This is a genomic window from Chryseobacterium sp. DT-167, from assembly GCF_058310155.1.
The window spans coordinates 114,897-136,667 of sequence record NZ_JBZEEQ010000004.1; the positions used below are offsets into that span (position 1 = coordinate 114,897).

The window sequence follows — 21,771 nt, forward strand, 5'->3', positions numbered from 1 at the left end:
CCTCCGGAATGACAAATTGGATGTTTTAAGTTTGGCAAAATATTAAAAACAAAAAACCGTCAGAAAAATCTGACGGTTTTATCAATTTATTAAAAATACCAACTCTTAGAAGTCTAAAGTAATTGAAGCTCTTACCGCTGCGCCCATGATTGGTCTTGCCATAATCGTTCCGTCTCCTGATGGAGATCCCGCTCTAGGATCACCTTCTGTAATTCCAATGGTGTTAAAGATATTGGTTCCGTCAACCGCAAACCTGATTTTTCCTAACTGATAAGAAGTTCCTGCTCCAAACTCGCCAAATGCCGGTAAAGTCTGAACATTTAGCTGATCCTGAAAACGTTCTCCGTAATAATTGTAGCTCACATAAGTTCTCCATTCTTTAGTAATGTTAACTGCAGGAGAAATATTGAAGTATAATTTTGGCATTCTTCTTACCGTATTTCCTTCTAAAAGACTGCTTCCGCTAAGCCCTGTATATTTAGGATTCTGAATAGTTCCGTTGAAACTAACTTCAACCAGATTGTTAAATAAACGTGCAAATCCTTCAATCTCAACCCCGTAGTTTTCTGTATCAGCGAATGTATTTTCAGAAGATCCGTTTGAGAAAACATCTGTAAAAGAAAGATTTTTAAGAGTAGAATAGAATGGGATCACACCAATATCAAAATTACGGGTGTAATATTTATACCCTACTTCAATCTGATTCGTAGTTACAGGTTTTAAAGGCTGATCAGGATTTATTGTGGTAAAATAATTATAGTACGCTTCTTCATTCGGAGATCTGAATCCGTGAGAGAAACGTCCGTAAACTGCATTGTTTGTATTGATTTTATAATTTGCAGCTAACGTGTAAGAAACTTTATCAATATCATACTTCCAGTAAGAATATTTATTTCCCAAAACACTCATATTATCATCTGCAGTCGTTGTTGCAAAACTATGAGTTCCATCTGTTGTCAATCCTGAGTCGTTGAGGTTTCCGGTAGTTGTGTTGACCGAATATCCTTTATAAAAATCTCTGCTGTAACGAACTCCTGCATTTAAGCTTAAATTATCCGTAACATTAAAATCTAAATTTGCATAAACATCATTCAGACTTCCCTGAACCTGAGATTCTCGTAGTAAGAATGACATAGCGGTAACTCCATTGTAGGTTTTAGAATATCCTGTAGAGTTCGGAGTTAGAGAAGTATCAACCAAATTTAGCAATTCCGGTTTGTCTGTAGCTGTTGAAAGAACGTTACTCCAGTTCCAGTATTGGTTTGATCTCCAGTTTGATTTATAGAAACCTGCTGTTACGTTTCCTTTGTCAAACTTGTAACTGAACTGTAAATCGTTGACAAAATTGTTCATCTTTTTATCAATTGCCCAGAATCCTAATTCCTGAACGTAAGCAGGATTTACTAATTGCCCGCTACCAACTAAAGAATACTGGAAATTATTTCCTGTAATACCACCGTTTGTATTTGCGAAATCCTTTGCCGTTTTTGGTCCTCCTGCAGGGAAAATACCTGTATAATTCAGATTGATGTTTGTGTATCTGGTTTTATTGGTTACACTTAAATTTTCTCCCAAATCATATTTAAATTCTGCACCTACCACATCAACTTTCGGATGAATTCCGTCTTCTAAATTTCTTTTGAAGAAACCGCCACCTGCTTGTGGAATATTTAACTGACTGATTGATCTGTAACTGTACGTTCCATAATTTGCATCAAAGCCAGGGAATTCTTTTAGATCATTTCCGTTTTGTATCAAAGGAATTGGTAGATAGAATGTATTTCTGTCGTCAAGTTTTTTATAATAAACTTTAGCATAACCTTTATCGAAAACATATTTCAGATTCATTCTGATCTGTCCTCCGTTGTTTGCTTTAAAATCTGTTTTCCTGATACCGTCATCAGTTCTGTAAAAACCTCCTACATTGAAGAATAATTTATCCTGAATTAATGCTCCGCCAAGATTCACGTCAGTACGCATCAATCCGTAAGTACTTGTTTCTAATTTAGCAGTTCCTTTAAAAACATTACTTCCTTCTTTAGAAATAAAGTTAATCAAACCACCAGGAGAATTGGTTGCAAAAATAGAGCCTGAACCCCCTCTCAATGCTTCCAATCTTCCAGTAGTATTATCGACACGGAAAAAATTGTCTGCATTGGCAAACTGTAAAGCACCATCTTCAAAAACCGGCAATCCATCTTCCTGAACCTGCACAAATTCGTAAGCTCCTGCAGAAGGAATACCTCTTGAGAAAAGGTTGTTCCCCACTTCTCCACCTGAAGTTTCGACTGCAAAACCAGGAACTCTCTGCAATAAAGCTGCAGCACTGATTGGGTTCTGTTTCTGTATTTCTTTTGCAGTAAACGTTGAAATTGCTGTACTTGATTCAATTTTTGGTTTCGGTCGGGAGTTACCTGTAATGACTACCTGATCGATAGATCTTGTTCTTGTAGAATCCTGAGCAGTTTCCTGGGCATAAGTGTTGTTAAAATAAAACGTTGCTATACCTGTAAGCAACAGAATTGATTTTTTTTTCATAGCTTTTTGATTTTTATTATATGTTAGTTTTGTTTTAATTTTAAATAAACTCCGTTCGTCCAGCCAAAACCGTCCTGATTGGGATATTCTCCGCCTCCGGCAATAGTTTCTGTGTCCAGAGCATTATATTTTTCCATGAGTTTTCCGGTATTATTGTAGACTCTTTCTACATTTGAGCACCAGTTGTTTTTTATTTTTTCAGCTAAATCATCAAAGCCATAATTTTTCGCAGACAAAAATCCTAACCATTGATAAGGCGCCCATGCATTTGGAAGATCCCATTGCTGACCCGAATTTTTAGTCGTCGTAACAATTCCTCCCTGATAAAGAAATTTTTCTTCAATAGTCTCAACAACTGCTTTCGCCTGACCTAAATTTGCTAACTTCAGAAACAAAGGATAAATTGTTGCAATGCTTTCTGATGAGGTCTGCTGATGATTTTTTATGTGATAGTCCCTATAGATTTTTCCTTCTGCATCCCAGAAATACTGGTCGATTGCTTTTTTTCTGTTCTCAGCTCTCTGACCATAATATTCTTGTTTTTCTGAAAGGTTTTGAAGCTCAGAAGATTGAACTAAGGTTTTTTCTAAATGCCATAAAAGACAGTTAAGATCAACTTGGGCAAGATTTAAAGTTTCGATGGTTTGAATATGATCTCCGTCTGCAAACCATCTGCTGGAAAAATCCCATCCCGATTCACACGCAGCTCTTACATTTCTGTAAAAATCTACATTTGCAGGTTCTTTGTAATCTTCAATATCAATCAGATAACTTTCAGGACGAGGTGTGTTTTCATCATCATAATATCTGTTTAATGTCACTCCATCTTTTGTTTTGATGACTCTTTTGGTTGCAGAATCATTTTCCAAGCCTGTTTCGCCATCCATCCAGAACTGATATTCTTTTTCTAAAGTGTCATAATACTTACTATAGATTTCTCCATCACCTGTGCTTTCAGCAAGTAAATCAAGCATTAAAGAAAAGTATGGCGGCTGTGAGCGGCTCAGAAAATGGGTTCTGCTTGCATTCGGAACAAATCCGAATGTCTGAATAAGGGATGAGCAGTTCTCAATAATGTTTTCCATCATTTCAATTCGTCCGGAAGCCTGTAATCCCAGCATTACATAATAGCTATCCCAATAGAAAAACTCATTGAATCTTCCTCCCGGAACAATGTACGGTTTGGGAAGTTTCAAAAGCGTTCCTTTTTCTTCGGGGGCCGTTCTGGTAAGTTCATCCCAAAGTTTGTCAATATGCAGATCAATTGGTAACTGTTCTGTTCTGTCGATGGTAATTTTAGCTCCTAAAAAATCGAAATTTGATAAAACAAAAGATTTCAAATTAAAATCCTCACTATTTTTTTCTTTCTCATATTTTTCATTGATTTCCGAAACAGGAAATAATGGAACCGCATCTGTCATTGTTTTCTGATCGTCAAAAATTTTTGATCTCTGAACATCGTCAAACAAAGACTTAATGTCTTTTATATATAGTTGGGTACTCATTTTATTTTTTAGGATTTATTTTTAATTTATTCATGATCATTGCCGAAACAATAAGCAAAGTCAAAGGAATCAGAGACAAATAAAAAGCCTGCTGTCCGCTAAACTCCTGAAAGACAAAACCTGTGATAATCGATCCGATTGTTCCTCCGATTGCGGAAAAAACCACGATAAGACCAGACATTGCACTATGTAAATATTTCGGAATTGAAGCCAGAATAACAGAATTGATACTTGGATAAATTGGTGCCAACAAACCTCCCATTAAAGGAAAAAGGTAAACGACAAGCGGGGCATTCAGCCAGTTTGTATCGGTACTGATCACAATATTATGCGTCAATGGAAGAACCAATAAAATACTGATCGCAAAACCAACTACACAGAATGAAACCACATAAATCCAACTAAATTTCTTTGAGAAAAATCCTGACAAGAATCTTCCCAAAGCAAAAGCTCCTGCCAAAACTGCCCCCGCCTGAATACTCATCGAGGTAGGAACTTTTAAAATTTCTTTATAAAAAGTCGGCGTCCAGGTCTGAAAACTTTGTTCAACCAAAACGAATAAAAAAGCACACAGTAAAAAAAATAAAACTTTTTTATAGCTGAATAAACTGATGCTATTTTTAATATCTCCAAGCAAACTTGTTTGTTCGCTTTTAGCCTCGTTTTCATTTAATTTTGAAAAAAAGAGAAACAGAAAAGACACAACCGAAAGTGCTCCCAAAACCCAATAAGCATTCAGCCAATAAGTAGATTTAGGATTATTATCGTCCATAAAAAGACTGAAAAGTACATTTCCCATCAAAACTCCAACCATAAAAAACCCTTCTAAGAATCCCATAAAACTGGAATGTTCCTTATCAGTTTCTGTAACCAAACCTATCGATGTGAAAACTGAAATTTTGATTAAGGCAAAAGAAACCCCTACAATCGCAAAAAGCAATTTAAAAAACCAGAATTCATTGGCAAACGGCATTACAAAACACATACAGCTTACCAGAAAAAGTGCGATAAGCATAGAGTTTTTGATTCCTATTTTTGGTAAAAACGATGCTAAAATAAATGAGCAGATTGCAATTGGAAGATCTTTAAAACCCTCTAAAACACTTGCCTGAGATTTTGAAATTCCGAAGTTTTGCTGCATCTGCAAAATCACCGTCCCCACAGAATTGAGAAGAATTGCAAAGACGAAATAATTTAAAAACAAAACTGCTTTTATGTTGAAATTTTTCATAGAATTAATTTCTTGGTGGCTAAGATAGAAGCATTTCAGTTAACGTTAATTTAACATAGTAAATCAATATTTGAACTATATTAATATAATTACTATTTTTACAACCTAAATATCATTAATTAAATGAAAGTTACTTTTGAAAGGGTAATTCCTGATGAAAAGAGCTCTTTTCGCACAATTCACAATACTGCTCCCATTTCAGAATTTAAATGGGAGTATCATTATCATCCCGAAATTGAGCTTGTGTGTGTGATTTCCGGGAGCGGAACCCGCCATGTAGGCTATCATAAAAGCAATTATACGAATGGAGATTTAGTGTTAATCGGTTCAAATATTCCGCATTCGGGATTTGGTTTAAATTCGATTGATCCGCATGAAGAAATTGTTTTGCAGTTTAAGGAAGATATTTTGCAGTTTCCGGAGCAGGAATCTGAGGCGAGATCTATTAAAAGTCTTCTGGAACTTTCAAAATTTGGAATTCTTTATAATACCGCCACTAAAACAAGACTGCTTCCCAAATTAAAACAGATGCTTACATCTGAAGGTTATAAAAGGTATTTACTGCTTTTGGAAATCCTTTTTGAGCTTTCAAAGTGTGAAGAATATGAACTGCTGAATCAGGAAATCATGCCCTACACAATCATTGCAAAAAACAAAACAAGATTACAGAATATTTTCACCTATGTAGAACACAATTACGACAAAGACATTGATATTGAAAACGTTGCAAAACTGGCAAATCTGACTTTACCCGCATTCTGCAATTTTTTTAAAAAAGCCACTCAGATCACTTTTACCGAATTTGTAAACCGATACAGAATCAATAAAGCCTGTCTTTTAATGACTCAGGATAAAACGATCTCAGAATGCAGTTACAGTTGTGGTTTTAATAATGTAACCTACTTCAACAGAATGTTTAAAAAATATACAGAGAAAACACCTTCAGAGTTTATTAAAAATTATTCTCATAATAAAGTGAACGTAGATTTGAAGGTTGAGACTAAAGCTAAGGCTACATTTCTGGAATGAAATAAAAAAAGCTGTTCCAAAATTGAACAGCTTAGTATATTTTTGAATAAATTACAATTATTTCCATTTAATATTGCAACCCATACTTGGACGCTGAATTTCTTCCTGTGGCTCGCCAATCAAAAGGTTTTCAAAAGCAATAATCAAATCTTCTCCGGTCACCTCTTTGTGATTTCCCGGTCTTGAATCATCCATCTGACCTCTATAGATAAGATCCAATTTATCATCAAAGAAAAAGAAATCCGGAGTACAAGCCGCATCGTATGCTTTAGCAATCGCCTGGCTTTCGTCATATAAATAAGGAAAATCAAAATTTTTCTCGATTTGAAATTCAATCATTTTTTCCGGAGAATCTGCGGGATATTTTTCAACATTATTTGAGTTGATTGCAATGAATTCAATTCCTGCTTCATTATAATCTTCATAAAGCTCCGTCAATTTATCGATAACATGAAGTACAAACGGACAATGATTACACATAAAAATAACCAATGTACCTTTTTCGCCTTTCAAATCATCTAATGACTGAATTTCATTGCTTTTTGATGGGTTGGGAAGTTCAAAAAACGGAGCTTTTGTGCCTAATGCCAACATATTCGAGGGAGTATTCATATCTTTTTATTTATCCACAAAGATAAAGATTTCTTTTAGTAGTTGCTAAAACAATCATTTAATTGAGCTAGGCTATTTAAGATATTAATTTTTACAATAATTAAAAAATAACTTACTTCAGCTCCCATTCTGCCAGCAAACGGACGAATCGTAAAGTTCTTCAAAGTCTTTCTTTATAAGTTAAATTTCAAAAATTATTTGGTTGATATAGTTAAATGTTTGTAGTTTTGCTAACACTGTTAGTAAAATAAAAAATCATGGGCTTACATGAACGTCGCCAAAGAGAAAAAGAATCCATCCGTGCAAATATTTTGCAGGCAGCATTCACTTTGGCTAAAACTGACGGTTGGGCTTCGTTGTCTATTCGTAAAATTGCAGATGCGATTGAGTACAGCGCACCCGTAGTTTATGATCATTTTGAAAACAAAGAAGCAATTTTATACGAAATCTCTATCAACGGTTTTCATTGCTTGCAGATAGATTTACTGAAAGCTCAGAAAAAACACGAAACACCGGAAGATCAGTTGACAGCAATTGTAGATGCTTATTGGAATTTTGCTTTCAAAAATAAAGAATATTACCAATTGATGTTTGGTCTGGGAATGCAATGCAGCGGAAAGGGATTGATGAAAGAAGAATTTTCTTCTTTTCAGGATATGCTGTATGAATGTACTTTCAAAATCATTAAGAAAAAAGGTTCAAATCCTGATAATGCCTGTCACTCTTCTCATGCTTTATTTTCAGCAGTTCATGGATTGATCTCTATTATGATGATGAGAAATGATGATATTCCTTCTACAATGAATAAAACAACTTTGGACGAAACTGTTTCAGCATTTATTAAATCATTGTAAATTTTTTTTGAACTAAAAATTAACACCGTTAGGAAAAGTAACACGGAATAATTAAGATAATTTAATAATAAAATAAAAAACTTTAAAATGAAGCATAATTTCATAACACTACTTCTTGCAATTTTTTTCCCTTACCATTAACACCGTTAAGAAAAATAACACACATAATAACTTACTCAGAATTATATTTAAAAAATTGAAACCATGAAAACAACACATTAACTCAGCATTAAAAATGTTTTATTTTTTTAACTTAAAGTTAACACTGTTAGAAAATATTACATTGATTATACCCAATAACATTACTCAATCTAACATTTTTATTAAATAAACTAAAATGAAAATAACTGCAAAAACTAAAATGATCGTACTTATATCGAGTATCATTCTTTTACAAAGTTGTACTAAAGCAGCAGAAAGCACAAATGCCGCAGCACCTGCGCCGGAATTGCCGGTTTACACCGTTATTACCTCTCCTGCAACAGTTTACCAGGAATTTCCAACTGCGTTGGAAGGAAAAAATAATGTAGAAATCAGATCACAGGTTGACGGATATTTAGATAAAATTTATGTCGAAGAAGGTGCTTATGTGAGAGCCGGGCAAGCCTTGTTCAAAATAGATTCAAGAGCTTACGGTGAGCAGATGAATATGGCGAATGCTAATTTACAGGTTGCCAACGCCAATATTCAGAAAGCAAAAGTGGAAGTTGACAGACTGCAGCCATTGGTCGCTGCAAAAGTAGTTTCCGATGTACAGCTGAGAACTGCAAAAGCCAATTATGCCGCAGCAGTAGCAGCAGCATCACAGGCAAAAGCTTCAGTCGGTGGAGCCAGAATCAACGTAGGATTTACAACCATCACGGCTCCGGTAAGCGGATACATTGGCAGGATTCCTTACAAAAAGGGAAGTTTAATTTCAAGAACAGACCCAAGTCCATTGACGATGTTATCAGACATCAGCGAAATTTATGCATACTTCTCTCTAAGCGAACTTGATTTTATCGGTTTCCAGAAAAAATATCCAGGAGCAACCTTAAACGAGAAACTGAAAAATATGCCGATGGTAGATTTGGTTATCGCAGATAACACCACCTATCCTGAAAAAGGTAAAATGAGCATTGTAGACGGACAGTTTGATAAAACCACAGGTGCAATAAGCGTTCGCGCAGTTTTCCCAAATGCAAACGGAGCATTGAGAACAGGAAATACAGGTAGAGTTCGTATGCCGCAACTATTTGCCAACACACTTGTTATTCCTCAGGAATCGACCTTTGAAATACAGGATAAAGTCTACGTTTATGTAGTTGGGAAAGATAAAAAAGTAACCTCAAAACCTGTAACGATCTCAGGAAAAACAGACAGTTATTACTTTATTTCTGATGGAATTGCCGTTGGTGATAAAATCGTCTACACAGGAATCGGTGCGTTGAAAGATGGGGTTACCATTCAGCCGAAAGCGATTTCTTCTGACAGTCTTTTGAGAGCCAGACCTTTGTAAAAAGTGTTTAAACTTTTAATACAAAAGTCATAAAAGCTTTTAAACAACATTAAAAAATAAATTTCTTATGTTAAAAAAATTCATAGATAGACCGGTACTTTCTACGGTTATCTCCATTATACTATTGCTGTTGGGAGCGATGTCGGTTTTCAACCTTCCGATTACGTTGTTCCCCGATATTGCACCACCGAGTGTTCAGGTGACAGCATTTTATCCGGGAGCGAATGCAGAAGTTGTTGCCCGTTCCGTTGCGGTTCCTATTGAGGAAGCTGTAAACGGGGTAGAGAATATGACATACATGACCTCAAATTCAAGTAACGACGGATCAATGACCTTGAGTGTATTTTTCAAACAAGGTTCTGATCCGGATAACGCAGCAGTAAACGTTCAGAATCGTGTTTCAAAAGCGATGAGCCAGCTTCCGCAGGAGGTTGTACAGGCGGGAATTTCAACTCAGAAAGTTCAGAACAGTATGATTATGTTTATGGGATTATCAAGTGATGACCCAAAACAATATGATGAGCTCTTCTTGCAAAACTATTTGAAAATCAATGTCATTCCACAAATACAACGTATTCCGGGAGTTGCTCAGGCTCAGGTTTTCGGAACGAGAGATTATTCAATGAGACTTTGGCTGAAACCTGATCGTTTAGCTGCGAATAACCTTTCTCCACAGGAAGTTTTAGCAGCAGTTAAAGATCATAATTTAGAAGCTGCACCAGGACGTTTAGGACAGGGAAGCAAGGAAACTTACGAATATATTTTAAAGTATAAAGGTAAATTAAACAAAAATGCAGACTACGAAAACATCGCCATCAAATCAAACAGTGACGGTTCGTTTTTAAGATTAAAAGATGTTGCGAGAGTAGAATTTGGTTCTTATACGTACACCGCAGCCAACAGAATGGATGGTAAACCTGTCGCAGGATTTGCCATTTTGCAAACTGCAGGCTCTAACGCAAATGAAATTTTAACTGATATTGAAAAGCAGGTTGAGCAAATGAAAACTACCCTTCCAAAGGGAGTTGAACCAATCATCATGTACAATTCAAAAGACTTTTTGGATGCGTCAATTCATCAGGTTGTTGAGACTTTAGTTATTGCATTTGTCTTGGTGTTTATTGTAGTTTTTATCTTCCTTCAGGATTTCAGATCTACATTAATTCCTGCTATCGCTGTTCCGGTAGCAATTATTGGTACATTCTTTTTCCTTCAGATGTTTGGTTTCAGCATCAATATGTTGACCTTATTTGCATTGGTACTCGCCATTGGAATTGTGGTGGATGATGCGATTGTCGTCGTGGAAGCCGTCCATTCAAAAATGGAACAGACAGGAATGCCGGTTGAACAGGCAACGACACATTCAATGAGCGAAATTTCAGGAGCGATTATTTCTATTACATTGGTGATGTGTGCGGTATTTATTCCGGTTGGTTTCATGCAAGGTCCGGCAGGAGTTTTCTACAGACAGTTTGCCTTTACTTTGGTGATTGCGATTATGATTTCAGCGGTTAACGCTTTGACATTAAGCCCGGCTTTATGTGCTTTATTATTAAATGATCCTCAAGGAGAACATGGTGAGCACGGTCAGAAAAAAGGTTTTGGAGCGAGGTTTTTCAACGCTTTCAATAAAAGCTTCAACAACATGACCAGAAAATATATCTACAGCCTTAAATTTTTAATTAAAAATAAATGGGTTGCCGTTACTGGTTTAGCATTGATTACAGCTGCAAGTGTTTTCTTAATCAATAAAGCTCCGACAGGATTTATTCCTACCGAAGATCAGGGATTTGTTTTATATGCAGTCAATACACCTCCGGGAAGTTCATTAGACAGAACGCACAGAGCCACTGAACAGATTGATAAAATCATCAACGGTGAAAAAGCAAAAAATCACCTTTGGGTAGCCGATGGAATGAATTTCATCAGTAATTCCAATGCTTCTCCGTATGCTGCAGGTTTCATCAAGCTTAAAGATTTTGAAGATCGTGGCGAAGTGAAAGATCCCGATCAGATAGCAGCAGCCTTGACAGGAAAAGTTGCTCAAGTAAAAGATGCCAACGCATTTTTCTTCAACTTCCCTACTGTACAAGGTTTTGGTAACGTTTCAGGGTTTGAATTTATGTTGCAGGATAAAACCAATGGCTCTTTTGAACAATTGGGAACAACGACTCAGGCATTTATCGGGGAATTGATGAAACGTCCTGAAATTGCTTTTGCTTTTACAACTTACGCAGCAGGAAATCCTCAATATACGATTGATGTTGATACTGATAAAGCCAATCAATTGGGAGTTTCTGTAACTGAATTGATGCAAACGATGCAGATTTATTATGGAAGTAGCTTCGTTTCAGATTTCAACAGATTCGGAAAATATTATCGAGTAATGGCTCAGGCAGATATTCCTTACAGAACAGATGCCAATTCTATGGAAGGAATTTATGTTAAAAATAAAACCGGCGAAATGGTTCCTGTAAAGACTTTGGTAACATTAAAAAGAACCTTCGGACCAGAAACGGTTTCAAGAAACAACTTATTCAACGCCGTGACAATTAATGGAACTCCAAAACCTGGTTACAGTACCGGAGATGCCATCAAAGCGGTAGAAGAAGTTGCCCAAAAATCACTTCCTAGAGGTTACGGTTATGAATGGACAGGAATTACCCGTGAAGAAATCAAAACCGGTGGACAAACTGCTTTTGTATTTATGTTAAGTATTTTGTTTGTGTATTTCTTGTTGGCAGCTCAGTACGAAAGTTACATTCTTCCGTTTGCCGTTATTTTAACCATTCCAACAGGGATTTTCGGAGTATTTGCTTTCACAGGATTAGCGGGAATTGATAATAATATTTATGTACAAGTTGGTTTAATCATGCTCGTCGGATTGTTAGCGAAAAATGCGATTCTGATTGTCGAATTTGCAGTTCAGCGAAGAAAGGCAGGAAAAACCTTGATTGAATCTGCACTTCAGGCTTCAAGATTACGTTTAAGACCAATTTTGATGACTTCATTTGCTTTCATCATCGGTATGTTACCGTTAGTTTGGACACAAGGTGCGGCAGCAAAAGGAAATCACTCCATCGGAATCAGCACCGTTGGTGGAATGTTTACAGGAGTTGTCTTCGGGATTTTTATTATTCCGGTGATGTATGTGATCTTCCAGTATTTACATGAAAAAATGCCAAGCAGAAAAAATAAAAGACTTCAAAAACAAAAACTGGAGGAGGAACTTTTAGCAACAGCAAATTAATAAAAAATGATTAACAAAACTTTGAGATCTGAAATTCAAACAAAATTTTTCTTCAATTTAATTTTTAAGATTTTCTGAACCAGGCAAAGTATTTTCTCCTACTAAAGACAGCTTTGCTTGCCACTCAAAGTTTTGTGATCAATTTAAAAATATAGACTTATGAAACGAGTAAAAAATATCATCATAGCATTTGCGATGGCTTTAGTTTCGGTTTCCTGTGTGTCAAAACTGGCATACAAAGAACCTGAACTTGAGCTTCCTGAGCAATTCAAATACACCGCAACGGCAGATACTGCAAGTGTAGCCAATTTGCAGTGGAAACAGTTTTTCAGCGACCCTATTTTACAGGATTTAATTGAAAAAGGAATTAAAAATAATTACGATTTACAGATTGCCTTAAAACAAGTTGCTTCTTCACAGGAAAAACTAAAACAGGCAAAATATCTTCAATATCCTGATGTTGGCTTCGGAGTTTCTGCTCAGATTTCAAAGCCTTCCAAAAACAGCATGAACGGGCAAAGCTTAAATTTATTTTTAGGGCAGAGTCACGTTGAAGATTATAATGCTGCATTCAATCTGTCTTGGGAAGCAGATATTTGGGGGAAAATTAAAAACCAGCAGGAAGTTTCAAAAATGCAGTATCTGCAGACTTATGAAGCGACAAAAGCAATTCAGACACAGGTGGTTGCGGCAATTGCTCAAGGTTATTATAATTTATTGATGCTTGATAAACAATTACAGATTGCAAAATCAAATTTAGACTTAAGCACCAATACCCTTTCTCTTACAGAAAAATTATGGCAAAGCGGTGATACAACTTCTTTGGGAGTTCAACAGGCAACCGCTCAAAAGCAATCGACAGAACTTTTGATCACTCAATTGGAACAAAATATTGCCATTCAGGAAAATGCTCTGAGTATTTTAGTGGGTGAAAATCCAAACAAAGTCAACAGAACAATTGAAATGTCCGACACTTCTTTACCACAGGAAATTTCTGCAGGACTTCCTGCAGCGATGGTGAGTCGTCGTCCGGATGTTCGTCAGCAGGAATTGGTTCTCTTGGAATCCAATGCAATTGTGGGAATTGCTCAGGCAAATATGTATCCTTCCTTAAAAATCACTGCAACTGGTGGAGTAAATTCATTTAAAGTTGATAACTGGTTTTCAATTCCGGCTTCATTGTTCGGTTCTGTTTTAGGAGGATTGACGCAACCTATTTTCCAGAAAAGACAATTGAAAACAGATTTAAATGTTGCCAAAATTCAGAGAGAGAAAAATGTATTGGCTTTTCGTCAGTCTGTTTTGAATGCGGTGGGTGAAGTTTCTGATGCCTTGGTTTCCAACGAAAGTTTAAAAGTTCAGGAACAAAAAGCCAACGAACAGGTGACCACCTTGAAAAACGGAATAAAAAGTGCCGAAATGCTTTATAAAGGCGGAATGGCCAATTACTTAGAAGTGATTACAGCTCAGGGAAATTCTCTTCAGGCTGAACTGAATCTTGCGTCCGTAAAAAGACAGCGATTGAGCAGTATTGTAGATTTGTACCGAGCTTTAGGTGGCGGATGGAAGTAGTAAATTAATTATATTGTTTGAAGTGCGGTCTTTCGGGATCGCATTTTTTGTTTATAAAGACTTGCATTTACCATCCAGTTTGTCATTCAGAGCGAAACGCAGTGAAGCGTGGAATCTAAGCTATATTTGTAGAGATTTATTTTGCAATATTGTTGCCGAGATTCCTACGGAAATCGAAGATTCGACGGAGTCAATGACAAAGTGTACGTTGTATTATTTTTGAAATTCTTCATTAATATATTCAATCAATCCATCAAAGTCCTCCTGAGAATATCCCAACTGCAAATAATGAATATCATCCGCTTTTCGATACCAGGTCAATTGTCGCTTTGCATATCTTCGGCTATTCTTCTTAATTTCAGAAACGGCAAAATCCAAATCCCATTCGCCTTCAAAATATTTAAAAAGTTCGGCATAACCAACTGTATTCAAAGCCGTCAAGTGTTTAAATTTCTCTAAACTTTTTGCTTCGTCCAACAAGCCTTTCTCCATCATAATATCCACTCTCTGATTAATTCTATCATATAATTCTTCTCTTGGAGCTTCAATTCCGATTCTGATAACGTTGAAATCTCTTGAATCCTGTGAAACAGCAATTAATTCAGAATATTTTTTATCCGTTTGCCAGATAACATCAATGGCGCGCAAAAGTCTTCTGTGATTGTGAAAATCTACTACAGAAAAATATTCAGGGTCGAGTTCTTTCAACATTTCCTGAAGTTTTTCAACTCCTTCATGATCCAGAATTTCCTGTAATTTATTCTGATTTTTTTCATTGGCTTCCGGCAAATCATTCAGACCTTCAATGACCGCTTTTTCGTACATCATACTTCCACCGACTAAAATGACGGTATCGTATTTTTTAAAAAGTTCGTTGAGTTTATTTAAAGCATCTTCCTCGTATTGTCCGATAGAATAATATTCCTGAACAGAAAGATTTCCTATAAAATGGTGAGTTGCTTCTGCCAATTCTTCTGTAGACGGAGAAGCGGTTCCGATGATCATTTCCTTAAAAAACTGGCGCGAATCGCAGGAAACAATTTCTGTTTTGAAATGTTTTGCCAAATCAATTGCCAATCTCGTTTTTCCAATTCCGGTAGGTCCTACAACAGAAATCAAATTTTTCGCTTTCACAGTGCTAATTTAAATGTTTATCTTTGTACAACAATAAAAAAGTATGATTTTATCAATGACCGGCTTCGGTAGAGCCGAAGGTGTTTTTGAAGGAAAAAAGATTTCGATCGATATTAAATCACTGAACAGCAAGAGCTTTGATTTGAATATCAAAATTCCTTTGCGTTACAAAGAAAAAGAATTTGAAGTAAGAAAAATTCTGAATGATAGAATCATCCGTGGAAAGGTAGATTGCTATATCAATATTGAGAATCTTGAAGAAACTAATGATGTAAAAATCAACAGAAGCCTGATTGATTCTTACATGAATGAGCTTAAAAATATAGCTTCTGACGGGCCAGATTTCGAGTACCTTAAAATGGCGGTAAGACTTCCTGATGCAATCACTTCAAGACCGGACGAATTAACGGAAGGCGAATGGGAATCTTTGGCGAAAATTGTCAATAATGCCGTTGATAAATTTCAGGAATTCAGAAAAACGGAAGGGAAAATTCTCCATGAAGAGCTGGAAAGAAACATCAAAAATATTGACAAATCTTTAGCAGAAGTCATTCCTTATGAAGAAGTAAGAATCAATTCTGTGAAAGAACGTTACATGAAAACTTTAAAGGAGTTTGAAAACGTAGACGAAACCCGCTTCTATCAGGAAATGGCTTACTTTACTGAAAAATTAGATATTTCTGAAGAAAAAGTAAGACTTTCCCAACATTTGAAATATTATTCTGAAGTGATGGAAAACGAAGATTTCAATGGGAAAAAGTTAGGATTTATTTCACAGGAAATCGGAAGAGAAATCAATACTTTAGGTTCAAAAGCCAATCATGCCGAAATTCAGAAATTGGTTGTGATGATGAAAGATGATCTGGAAAAAATCAAAGAACAGACGTTAAACGTATTATAATTAGTTGATTGATTTTAGTTGATGGTTGTTAGTATGTTCTTCGACCATCAACTAAAAACCATCAACCAACAACTATATGAATAATGAATAAGGTTATCATATTTTCAGCGCCATCGGGAAGCGGGAAAACAACATTAGTAAAACATTCGCTGGGAGCAATTCCAGAATTGGAATTTTCGATTTCATGCACCACGAGACAGCCGAGAGGAAGTGAAATTCATGCCGTAGATTATCATTTTCTGAGTCCTGACGAATTCAGGCAAAAAATTTCGGAAGATGCTTTTGTAGAATTTGAAGAAGTATATACTGATAAATATTACGGTACTTTAAAATCTGAAGTCGAAAAGATCTGGAACTTAGGGAAAGTGGTTATTTTTGACGTTGATGTGAAAGGCGGGGTTTCCTTAAAAAAATATTTTGGCGAAAAAGCTTTGTCAATTTTCATAGAACCACCTTCCATCGAGGAATTGGAACGAAGATTGATCTCCAGAGGAACAGATGATGCAGAAACCATCAAAACCCGTGTAGCAAAAGCAGAAGAAGAAATGTCTTATGCGAAAGAATTTGATAAAATCGTGATTAACTCCGATTTAGATACTGCAAAAAAAGAAATAGAAAGTTTAATAAAAAAATTTATAGAAGAAAACAGAAGTTAAAATTATAGGGTTAGTGAAAACACCGGCAAATTCCGGATCAAATCTAACTTCTAATTTATAAAATCTAACTTCTATAATCAAAAAACATTGAGGTTGATATGAGTACCGAAACATTAGAAAAAGCTAAATCTGCAATTCCTGTAAGAGGATTTTTGGATATAAAAGATTTGGTAATTCCTCAAGGAGAAGAATTGGTAAAAGCGATTCTTCAATTGAAAGAAGAGAAAAATGCGGTAATTTTAGCGCATTATTACCAACCCGGAGAAATTCAGGATATTGCGGATTTCCTTGGAGATTCCCTTCAACTGGCGAGACAGGCAAAAGACACGAATGCTGACATGATCGTATTCTGCGGAGTCCATTTCATGGCAGAAGCAGCGAAGATTTTGAATCCTACGAAAAAAGTTGTTCTTCCTGATACTATGGCGGGATGCTCTTTGGCAGACGGATGTTCAGGGGAAGGTTTGAGAAAGATGCGGGAGCAACATCCAAATGCTTTGATCGCAACGTATATTAACTGTAACGCTGAAACGAAGGCTGAAAGTGACATCATCGTAACCAGTTCAAACGCTGAAACGGTAATTGAAGCTTTACCGAAAGACAGACCGATTATTTTCGCTCCGGATAAAAATTTAGGGAGATATTTATCTCAAAAAACGGGTCGTGATATGATTCTTTGGGATGGAAGCTGTATCGTTCATGAAGCATTTTCAATGGAGAGAATTGCACAGCAGTTGGCTGATAATCCTGATGCTAAATTAATTGCACACCCGGAAAGTGAAGAATCAGTGTTGAAGCTGGCTCATTTTATTGGTTCTACTTCTGCCCTTTTAAACTATGTTGAAAAAGAAGATTGTCAGAAATTTATCATCGCAACAGAGGAAGGAATTCTTCACGAAATGAGAAAACGCGCACCACATAAAGAATTGATTCCTGCTTTGGTTTTTGACGAAAGCTGTAACTGCTCAGAATGTTTCTACATGAAACGAAATACAATGGAAAAATTGTATTTATGTATGAAATATGAGCTTCCTGAGATTATTATCGATGAAGAATTAAGGTTAAGAGCTTTGAAACCGATTGAAGCAATGCTTGACCTTTCCAAAAGCATCAAATAAAATAAAAAGAGCCGTCTCACTTGAGACAGCTCTTTTATTTTTACTGAGAAGGTATTTACAATTTTATGAAACTCCTCCGTCTACACAATCAATATGTACTAAAACTTTAGATTGGCAACATTTTGGCAAAGCATTATATGCTTTACATGAACTTGGAAAACCAGGACCAGGACCATAAGGTCCGGGAGGACAGTTTTCATTACACACAGTACCTCCATTAATAGATTGTAGATCTACTCGATTTAGTTTTTTTAGATTTTTCATAATAATTTAATTTTTTTGGTTATTAAATATAATACTTTTGCTTACATAAAAGAAAATAATGAGTAAAATATTTTTAGAAGACATCAAAATCTACGCTTATCACGGCGTTCTTCCTGAAGAAAACATTATCGGAACCAATTATATTTTAAATGCTGAAATTCACACAGATTTGTGGAATGCGGCAGTTTCTGATGATTTGAATGATACAATAAGTTATGCAGACATCAACGAGATCATTCATAATGAAATGAAGATCTCATCTAAATTATTGGAGCATGTTGCAGGAAGAATTATCACTAAAATCAACGAAAAATTTAATCAGATTTCTTATATCAAATTAAGAATTACCAAAACAAGCCCACCAATGAAAGGTGAGATGAAAGGCGCAAGTATTGAGCTTGAAAAAAGTTTTATTTAATTTTAATCAGGCAGACATATCGAAATGAAAAAAAATATAATTCTAAAAAAAATAAAAAATATCTCAATTTAATGATATTTTTATAGTTTAAAAACCTTTCTAAAAACCTATTTAACATAATAATTAATCCATAAAAAGTGATAAATAAATTTTGTAAATATTAAATAATCTTTTATTTTTGTAATTGTTGAAAACAAATGCGCAGAAAGTTTAGACAAAAAAAATCATTAATATTTAAACATTTAATTATGAAGAGAAAAGTTTTAATTAGCATGTGTACTCTTGCACTTATAACAAATTCTTGTACAAATGCTAGTGGTGAACAAGATTTAACACCTCAAACTTCAAACATTACTCAAAAAACTTCAAATGAAGAAATTAACAATCTTGCAAAGCAAATCGTACAAGTTTCTGCAAAAATTAATCTCAACGACAATTTAATTGAAACTAATGAGCAAAGATTTTATGATGATATTCAAAGTGGCTTAATTTTCAATTCACAATACACAACGTTTTCCGAAATGGGTCAAACTTTCGAAGATTATTTTGGTATAGATAAAAATGCTACAACTGAATTATTCACAATAATTTATGATAATAGAGTACTAATATCTGAAGTTGATCCAAAAGGTGAATTACTTAAAGAAGCAATTGTTCATGAAGCGGAAATATATACAGCTGCAAACCCTCAACAAAAAGTAATTTTTGGAGGATTAGTATATCTCATTAATCCAAAACAATGTGGTTGGGCTGTTGCTGCAGGAATTTTAGATACAGCTATTTCAGCTGTTGCAACTGCAGTTACTTCACCAACGGGTGCGGGAGCTGTAATAGGAGCTGCCTCAACAGCTACTTTTTATGCAACTACAGTTGCTGCAGCTGTTAGATGTAAAAAATAAAAATGGAAGCATACGTAATATATTTACAAACATTTTTAGCAATTTTGACTTTTTATCTTTTATTCAAAAAACGAAATTCTAAAACAGGGAATATTAACAAAAAAGTAAGAATTATATTGGTTTTAGCTATAGTTCTGTCTTTATTAATTATTATATATTTAGTTTTTAATAATAATTTAATAGCTAATAAATCCATAGAATATGTTGATTATTTTAGATATTCAGTATTAATGGTGTGGATTATTACATTAATAATCATGCTTACCAAAAAAGAAGTTTAAGGTATTTTCATTACCTAACGAGTGAGGTTATATATTTATAGCCTCACTTTTTTATTTATATTGTTTTTGTATTTTTGAAAAAAAATCCTTTGCAGATATTCAAAATATTATTTCTATTGCTTTCTATAGGTATTTTTTCGCAGAGCAATACTTCAGGTGATCCCATTTACAATTTCCCGAAAATAAAATCCAGCATTACGATGCCGGTTACAATTCCGTTGTCGGAGATCAGCAATATGATCAATGCTTCGGTAAAAGATCTGATTTTTCAGGATGATTCTTACAGCGATAACGATAATGACCAATTCAAAGTAAAAGTCTGGAAAACAAGACCGATACGATTAGTCGGAGATGCCAACCAGAATATTCTTATCGAAGTTCCGTTAAAAATATGGGCAGAAAAAGGAATCGGGACACTGGGAGTTTACACGTATCAGGAAACGACTTTTGAAACGGTGATGTATTTTAAAACAGCATTAAGCTTCAAAAATAACTGGACGATCAGCACTTTCACACAGCCAATGGGTTTCAAATGGGTCAGAAAACCTGTTCTGGATTTTGGTAAAATTCAGATTCCCATAACTTCTTTAGTAGAAAAAAGCTTAAAAGAACAGCAATATAAGTTTTGCAAAACGATCGATCAGCAAATGGCATCTCAGCTTAATTTTCAGCAATACGCTGTTTTAGCTTGGAATGCTTTTTCGCAGCCGTTCAATATTTCGGAAGAATATAATACATGGTTAAAAATAACTCCGATTAACATCAATATCACTCCTTTAAAATTCTATGGAAATCAAATTGACACCAATATCGGTATCGATATTTTTTCCGAAACCTACACAGGAACAAAACCCGAAGCTTCACAACCGGCAAAAGCTGTGATGAATTTTAATTTTATTCCGCTTTTAGCAGACCAATTTGTATTGCAGACTACTGCAAATATTCCATTTTCTGAAGCGACTGGTATCGCCAGAAAAATGTTTCTAAACAAAGAATACGATATCAGAGATTCTAAAGTAAAAATTACAGATATCAAAGTTTACGGTGAAGCAAACCGAATCATGATTGAAGCAGAAATGGAAGATTACATCAACGGAACCGCATTTATTTCCGGAATTCCTGTGTATGATGAGCTGAAAAAGAAAATCGTTTTGTCTGACACAAAATTCAAACTGAAAACCGCCAATATTTTACAAAAAACCGCCACGCTTTTATTTAAAGGAAAAATTGTAAAAATGATCGAAGATGAATATGGAATTCCTACTTCTGATCTGGAAAATTCGTCTAAAAAAAATATTGAAGAAGCCTTTAACAAAGAATATTACAAAGGCTTGAAAATGAGCGGCAAGGTTTTCAATCTGAAGCCTCATCAGATTCTTTTAAACAATTCTGGCATTACAGCTGTTATCGATACCAACGCAAATTTAAGATTTACTTTAAAAGGATTTTGAAACGACTATAAAAACTAAACCATTAATAAGAACCATGAGAAAATATTTACAAATCATTGACAGACACAGAGCTACAAAATGGGCAAGAGTTGCTAACATTGTTATTGACAGAATTGTTTTTAATTTACTATTTTTTGCACTTGGTCTCGCAGGAGGAGTTATAGACGGAATTTTCGGAATGTATTATTTTACCAAATTTTTTGATCAGTTAGCACATTTGGGAAGGGTCGCGGATATTATTATAACGAGTATTATCTTTTTCTTTTATATTTTCTTGATTGAATATTTTACAAAGGGAAGAAGTCCCGGAAAATTTGTGACAGGCACCAAAGTGATTATGATTGACGGCAAAGAGCCAACATTAAAAGATTATTTTATACGAAATATCTCCAGACTGGTACCTTTCGATGCTTTATCTTTTTTGGGAGAAAACGGGTGGCACGACACCTGGAGTGATACAAGAGTAATTATCATCAAAAATTATGAAGCTGAAAGACAGGCTAAAAGCGATATTGAAAGCCTGGGAAAACAAGAAATCGCATAAAAACTTTGTTTTGAAT

At 35.1% G+C, this 21,771-nt stretch carries 19 protein-coding genes; 13 read left to right on the forward strand and 6 right to left on the reverse strand.

Annotation, left to right across the window (positions count from 1 at the left end; genetic code table 11):
* Window positions 1-105: 105 nt before the first annotated feature.
* Genes AC4FQ5_RS07380 through AC4FQ5_RS07390 form a run of 3 tightly spaced genes read right to left on the reverse strand, consistent with a single transcriptional unit; the run spans window position 106 to window position 5,274 of the window.
* Window positions 106-2,538, reverse strand: a complete 2,433-nt coding sequence (locus tag AC4FQ5_RS07380; protein ID WP_491142049.1) for a TonB-dependent receptor — start codon at window positions 2,536-2,538, stop codon at window positions 106-108.
* A gap of 23 nt (window positions 2,539-2,561) precedes the next feature.
* The gene (locus AC4FQ5_RS07385) at window positions 2,562-4,043 is read right to left on the reverse strand and encodes a trehalase family glycosidase (protein WP_491142051.1); all 1,482 of its coding nucleotides are present in this window, start codon (window positions 4,041-4,043) and stop codon (window positions 2,562-2,564) included.
* Window position 4,044: 1 nt separating this feature from the next.
* A complete protein-coding gene (locus tag AC4FQ5_RS07390) occupies window positions 4,045-5,274 on the reverse strand; it encodes an MFS transporter (RefSeq protein WP_491142053.1) in 1,230 nt (409 codons plus the stop codon).
* 123 nt (window positions 5,275-5,397) lie between these two features.
* On the opposite strand from AC4FQ5_RS07390, the gene AC4FQ5_RS07395 reads away from it, so the two are divergent.
* On the forward strand, window positions 5,398-6,303 hold the full coding sequence (locus tag AC4FQ5_RS07395; RefSeq protein ID WP_491142055.1) for an AraC family transcriptional regulator: 906 nt from the start codon (window positions 5,398-5,400) through the stop codon (window positions 6,301-6,303).
* Between the two features lie 57 nt (window positions 6,304-6,360).
* Here AC4FQ5_RS07395 and AC4FQ5_RS07400 read toward each other — a convergent pair whose 3' ends face one another.
* Window positions 6,361-6,915, reverse strand: a complete 555-nt coding sequence (locus AC4FQ5_RS07400; protein WP_491142057.1) for a thioredoxin family protein — start codon at window positions 6,913-6,915, stop codon at window positions 6,361-6,363.
* 257 nt (window positions 6,916-7,172) lie between these two features.
* On the opposite strand from AC4FQ5_RS07400, the gene AC4FQ5_RS07405 reads away from it, so the two are divergent.
* The 4 genes from AC4FQ5_RS07405 to AC4FQ5_RS07420 all read left to right on the forward strand — a co-directional run bounded on the left by AC4FQ5_RS07405 (window position 7,173) and on the right by AC4FQ5_RS07420 (window position 14,089).
* Window positions 7,173-7,769 (forward strand): TetR/AcrR family transcriptional regulator, encoded by a 597-nt coding sequence (locus AC4FQ5_RS07405; RefSeq protein WP_491142059.1) that lies wholly within the window; start codon window positions 7,173-7,175, stop codon window positions 7,767-7,769.
* 337 nt (window positions 7,770-8,106) lie between these two features.
* Complete coding sequence (locus tag AC4FQ5_RS07410) at window positions 8,107-9,267, forward strand: efflux RND transporter periplasmic adaptor subunit (RefSeq protein ID WP_491142061.1); 1,161 nt, start codon at window positions 8,107-8,109, stop codon at window positions 9,265-9,267.
* A gap of 67 nt (window positions 9,268-9,334) precedes the next feature.
* Window positions 9,335-12,517, forward strand: coding sequence for an efflux RND transporter permease subunit (locus AC4FQ5_RS07415; protein WP_491142063.1), 3,183 nt, complete (start codon window positions 9,335-9,337; stop codon window positions 12,515-12,517).
* 159 nt (window positions 12,518-12,676) lie between these two features.
* Window positions 12,677-14,089: an efflux transporter outer membrane subunit gene (locus tag AC4FQ5_RS07420; RefSeq protein ID WP_491142065.1), complete on the forward strand. Its 1,413-nt coding sequence runs from the start codon at window positions 12,677-12,679 to the stop codon at window positions 14,087-14,089.
* Window positions 14,090-14,302: 213 nt separating this feature from the next.
* Here the strand turns inward: AC4FQ5_RS07420 and miaA are convergent, their stop codons facing one another.
* Window positions 14,303-15,223, reverse strand: coding sequence for a tRNA (adenosine(37)-N6)-dimethylallyltransferase MiaA (miaA, locus tag AC4FQ5_RS07425; protein ID WP_491142067.1), 921 nt, complete (start codon window positions 15,221-15,223; stop codon window positions 14,303-14,305).
* Between the two features lie 43 nt (window positions 15,224-15,266).
* On the opposite strand from miaA, the gene AC4FQ5_RS07430 reads away from it, so the two are divergent.
* From AC4FQ5_RS07430 to nadA, 3 genes are all read left to right on the forward strand, one after another.
* Complete coding sequence (locus AC4FQ5_RS07430) at window positions 15,267-16,124, forward strand: YicC family protein (RefSeq protein WP_491142069.1); 858 nt, start codon at window positions 15,267-15,269, stop codon at window positions 16,122-16,124.
* A gap of 83 nt (window positions 16,125-16,207) precedes the next feature.
* A complete protein-coding gene (gmk, locus tag AC4FQ5_RS07435; protein ID WP_491142071.1) occupies window positions 16,208-16,780 on the forward strand; it encodes a guanylate kinase in 573 nt (190 codons plus the stop codon).
* A gap of 98 nt (window positions 16,781-16,878) precedes the next feature.
* Entirely contained in the window at window positions 16,879-17,898 is a 1,020-nt protein-coding gene (gene nadA, locus AC4FQ5_RS07440) for a quinolinate synthase NadA (protein ID WP_300351872.1), read from the forward strand.
* 63 nt (window positions 17,899-17,961) lie between these two features.
* On the opposite strand, the gene AC4FQ5_RS07445 is transcribed toward nadA, so the two are convergent.
* Window positions 17,962-18,162: a bacteriocin-like protein gene (locus AC4FQ5_RS07445; RefSeq protein ID WP_491142073.1), complete on the reverse strand. Its 201-nt coding sequence runs from the start codon at window positions 18,160-18,162 to the stop codon at window positions 17,962-17,964.
* Between the two features lie 55 nt (window positions 18,163-18,217).
* On the opposite strand from AC4FQ5_RS07445, the gene folB reads away from it, so the two are divergent.
* From folB to AC4FQ5_RS07470, 5 genes are all read left to right on the forward strand, one after another.
* Window positions 18,218-18,580, forward strand: a complete 363-nt coding sequence (folB, locus tag AC4FQ5_RS07450; protein WP_491142295.1) for a dihydroneopterin aldolase — start codon at window positions 18,218-18,220, stop codon at window positions 18,578-18,580.
* Between the two features lie 248 nt (window positions 18,581-18,828).
* A complete protein-coding gene (locus AC4FQ5_RS07455) occupies window positions 18,829-19,479 on the forward strand; it encodes a hypothetical protein (protein ID WP_491142075.1) in 651 nt (216 codons plus the stop codon).
* Window positions 19,480-19,481: 2 nt separating this feature from the next.
* Window positions 19,482-19,760, forward strand: a complete 279-nt coding sequence (locus AC4FQ5_RS07460; RefSeq protein ID WP_491142076.1) for a hypothetical protein — start codon at window positions 19,482-19,484, stop codon at window positions 19,758-19,760.
* Window positions 19,761-19,849: 89 nt separating this feature from the next.
* Complete coding sequence (locus AC4FQ5_RS07465; protein ID WP_491142077.1) at window positions 19,850-21,211, forward strand: DUF4403 family protein; 1,362 nt, start codon at window positions 19,850-19,852, stop codon at window positions 21,209-21,211.
* A gap of 34 nt (window positions 21,212-21,245) precedes the next feature.
* A complete protein-coding gene (locus AC4FQ5_RS07470) occupies window positions 21,246-21,755 on the forward strand; it encodes an RDD family protein (RefSeq protein ID WP_491142079.1) in 510 nt (169 codons plus the stop codon).
* The last annotated feature ends 16 nt before the right edge of the window (window positions 21,756-21,771 follow it).